The sequence below is a fragment of the Burkholderia sp. Ac-20379 genome (assembly GCF_017104645.1).
Classification (GTDB): Bacteria; Pseudomonadota; Gammaproteobacteria; order Burkholderiales; family Burkholderiaceae; genus Burkholderia.
The window spans coordinates 1-3816 of sequence record NZ_JAAGPF010000483.1 but is presented as its reverse complement, the minus strand read 5'-3'; the positions used below and the strand labels follow the sequence as shown (position 1 = coordinate 3816).

The following is a 3816-nucleotide window of genomic DNA, read 5'->3' as shown; positions in this document are numbered from 1 at the left end:
CCGCTCGCGGCGGCCGGCGCGAGCGGGCCGTTGCAGATCACGCGCGCGTTCGCGCGATGGGCGCGCTCGATCGCGCGCGCCGCCAGCGATGCAAAGGATTCCGTATCGATCGATTTCGCACGCAGCTGCACGAGCGCGATGCCGCCGGCCAGCGCCGCGTCGAGCCATGCGATGAGCGCGTCGAGATCGGCCGCCGAGGCCGACGCCGGCTCGGGCGTGATCAGATAGACGGGCGGCAGCGCGGCCTCAGAACTTGACATGCTGGCTCAGGAAATCGAGGAAGCCCTGCACGCGCCCGGTCAGCGCCGTGTGGCGGTAATAGACGGCGCTGATCGGCTGGCGGTAGCCCGTCATGTGCTCGGTCAGCACCGGCACGAGCCGGCCGGCGGCGATGTCGTCGGCGCTCATGAAATCGGACAGGCACGCGATGCCGAGCCCCGCGAGCGCGAGATGCCGGATCGTCTCGCCGCTCGATGCGGTGTGCGCGGGCTGGATCGTTACGCCGTCGAGGCTGTCGGCGTTGCCGCTGCGGGCGCCACGGCGCAGCGGCCAGCGGTTCAGCGTTTCGATGTCGCTGAAGCCGAGCGTGCGGTGCCGCGCGAGATCGGCCACGCTGCGCGGCGTGCCGTGTTCGGCGAGATAGGCCGGGCTCGCGAGGATATGCAGCGGCGCGGAGCCGAGCGGGCGCGCATGCAGCGTCGAATCGGGCAGCGTGCCGATCCGGATCGCGATGTCGATGCGCTGTTCGATCAGATCGACGAAGCGCTCGTTGTTGGTCAGTTCGAGCTGGATGTCGGGGTAGCGCGCCGTGAACGCCGGCAGGTGCGGCACCATCGCGTGCAGCACGAACGGCGTGGCCGCATCCACGCGCAGGCGGCCCGCCGGTTTCACGCGGCCCAGCGAGACGGCCGTTTCCGCTTCTTCCACCGATTGCAGGATGTCGCGCGCGCGGGCCAGCAGCAGTTCGCCTTCGTCGGTCAGTTGCGAGCTGCGCGTGGTCCGGCGCAGCAGCGTCACGCCGAGCTTGCGTTCGAGCCGGTTCAGCGCGCGGCTCACGCCCGACACCGTCTGCCCCAGTTGCTCGGCCGCGGCGGTGATCGAGCCGGCGTCGATGATCGCGACGAAGGTCTGCAACTCTTCGGTCGAGGTTTTCATTGTTGATCCGGATTCAAGAATGACTTGAGGCTAACACGGTTTTTGCGGCCTCCGATTGCGGCCACACTCGCTGTCATTCCACGAATCGTTTGAAAGGAGTACGACATGAAGGTGTTCATCACGGGTGCGGGCGGGTTCATCGGCGGGTCGATCGCGGCGGGCCTCGCCGCCGACGGGCATCGGGTGGTCGGGCTGGTGCGCCGCGAGGCGCAGGCCGAGGAACTGCGCGCGATCGGCGTCGAGCCGCGGGTCGGTTCGCTCGACGATCGCGACCTGCTGATTCGCGAGGCGCAGGCCGCCGATGCCGTGATCAACGCGGCCGACAGCGACCATCGCGGCGCGGTCGAGGCGCTGATCGCGGGCTTGGCCGATTCGGGCAAGGTGCTGCTGCACACGAGCGGATCGAGCATCGTCGGCGATGCGTCGGGCGGCGAGGGCAGCGACCGGATCTACGAGGAGGACGCGCTCCCCGAGCCGACCGCCGACAAGGCGGCGCGCGTGGCGATCGACACGCTGGTGCTGAGCGCGGCGCAACGCGGCATGCGCGCGGCCGTGCTCTGCAATACGCTGATCTACGGCCACGGGCTGGGCCTGCCGCGCGAGAGCGTGCAGTTGCCGCGCCTGATCCGCCAGGCACGCAAGAGCGGCGTGGTGCGTCACGTCGGCCCGGGCCGCAACATCTGGTCGAACGTGCATATCGACGACGTGGTCGCGCTCTACAAGCTCGCGCTCGAACGCACGCCGGCCGAAGGCACGTTCTACTTCGTCGAGAGCGGCGAGGCGGCGTTCGGCGAGATGTCGGCCGCGGTCGCGCAGGCGATGGGCCTGGGCGAGGCGCAGGATTGGCCGCTCAAGGATGCGGAAGCGGAGTGGGGCTACGAGATGGCGAACTACGCGCTCGGCTCGAACAGCCGCGTGCGCGGCGAGCGCGCCCGGCGCCTGCTCGGCTGGCAGCCGAAGCATCGCTCGGTGATCGAGTGGATCGCGAAGGACATGCAGCCCGAGCGCGTCTGATACGGCGCCGGCGGCGGAGGGCAGCCCGCGCGCGACACCTGGCGGTGTTCGCGCGCGGGTTTTTTATTGCGGACGAGTGATGGGAGGCGGGAGCGCGGCGCTCATTCGTCCGCTTCCTTGACGTCCTTCGGATACACGCGCACCAGCACGATGCGCGGGCCGTTCATCTTCTTGACGACCACGTCGAAGTTGTCGAACGCGACGCGCTGGCCTTCGCTCGGCAGATCGCTGAGCGCCTGGATCACGAGGCCGCCGACCGATTCGGCGCGGCCTTCGTCGATGTCGATGCCGAGCGCCTGCTCGAGCGACACCACGGGCAGGCTGCCCTTGCCCATCAGCGTGCCGTCGTCGAGGCGCGCCCAATCGGCGTCGCCCTGGCGGAATTCGTCGTGGATCTGGCCCACCAGCGCGCCGAGCAGGTTGTCGAGCGTCAGGAAGCCGATCGGCTTCTCGTGCTTGTTGCCGACCAGCGCGAAGTGCGGCGCGCCCTTGCGGAAGCGCCGGAACAGTTCGAGCGCGGGCGTGTCGGGGCGCACGTACTGCACCGGGCGCACGTAGTCGGACAGATCCTCGAGCGCCGCGCCGGCGTGACGCGCGAGCAGCAGATCCTTCAGGTGGATCAGGCCGATCACCTGTTCGCGCGCGGCATCGGTGAACAGCGGATAGCGGCTGAAGCGGTGGCGCGCCACCACTTCCATGTTGTCGAGCAGCGGCAGATCGCGGCGCAGGCCGATCATCTCGTTGGCCGGGCGCATCAGGTCAGACACCGTCATCGACGAGAAATCGAGCGAGTGCGCCAGCGTGTTCCACTCGTCGTTGCTGTAGGTGGCCACCGGCGCCTTGCTCGCGCCCACGGCGTTGCGGCGGCTGCGCAGGATCAGCTTCAGTTCGTCGGTGGAGTAGTGCGAATCGCCGCCGTGATCGGCCGTCAGGCCGACGATGCGCAGCACCGCGTTGGCGCTGCTGTTGAGCACCCAGATCGCCGGATACATCGCCCAGTAGAACGCGTAGAGCGGCAGCGCGAGCCACAGGCCCACCTGCTCGGGCTGGCGGATCGCCATCGATTTCGGCGCGAGTTCGCCGACCACGATGTGCAGGAACGAGATCACCGTGAACGCGAACACCAGCGAGATCGCGTGCACCAGTTGCGGGGAATCGATGCCGAGCGCGGCGAGCAGCGGCGCGAGCAGTTCGGCGAAGGCCGGCTCGCCGATCCAGCCGAGGCCGAGCGAGGCGAGCGTGATGCCGAGCTGGCAGGCGGAAAGATAAGCGTCGAGGCGGGCGTGGACGACACGCAGGATGCGGCCGCGAAGACCGTGCTGGCGGGCCAGCGTCTTGACGCGCGTGGCGCGCAGTTTGACGAGACCGAATTCGGCGGCGACGAAAAAGCCATTGAGCGCCACCAGCAGCAACGCGCCGATCAGCGCGATGATCTGTATCAACGAAACAACTCCGAAAGTGAACGAAACGTCAGTATAGAGGTGGAAAGCCGAACGTAATGTTGGCGTTCCGGAAAAAATCTCATGCCGTGGCCTTGCGCTGCAGCGTGAGCACGCCGCGCGCGGGCGCGCCGGCGTCGAGCACGGGCGGCGTGAAGCTGCCGCCGTGCGCGAGCGCGACGCGGTGGCACAGCGCGATCGCCCACGG

The 3816-nt window shown here is 68.7% G+C and carries 4 protein-coding genes; 1 reads left to right on the top strand and 3 read right to left on the bottom strand.

Features of this window, described 5'->3' with window-relative positions; translation table 11 throughout:
* Nucleotides 1-260, bottom strand: a 260-nt coding sequence (locus tag G3N92_RS31700) for a thiamine phosphate synthase (RefSeq protein WP_206131485.1), incomplete at its 3' end; no start/stop codon positions are given.
* Complete coding sequence (locus G3N92_RS31695) at nt 247-1155, bottom strand: LysR family transcriptional regulator (protein ID WP_206131484.1); 909 nt, start codon at nt 1153-1155, stop codon at nt 247-249. The genes G3N92_RS31695 and G3N92_RS31700, both read right to left, overlap by 14 nt.
* A gap of 105 nt (nt 1156-1260) precedes the next feature.
* On the opposite strand from G3N92_RS31695, the gene G3N92_RS31690 reads away from it, so the two are divergent.
* Nucleotides 1261-2169, top strand: a complete 909-nt coding sequence (locus G3N92_RS31690; protein ID WP_206131483.1) for an NAD-dependent epimerase/dehydratase family protein — start codon at nt 1261-1263, stop codon at nt 2167-2169.
* A 101-nt stretch (nt 2170-2270) separates the two neighbouring features.
* Here G3N92_RS31690 and G3N92_RS31685 read toward each other — a convergent pair whose 3' ends face one another.
* The gene (locus G3N92_RS31685; RefSeq protein WP_206131482.1) at nt 2271-3611 is read right to left on the bottom strand and encodes a hemolysin family protein; all 1341 of its coding nucleotides are present in this window, start codon (nt 3609-3611) and stop codon (nt 2271-2273) included.
* Between the last annotated feature and the right edge of the window lie 205 nt (nt 3612-3816).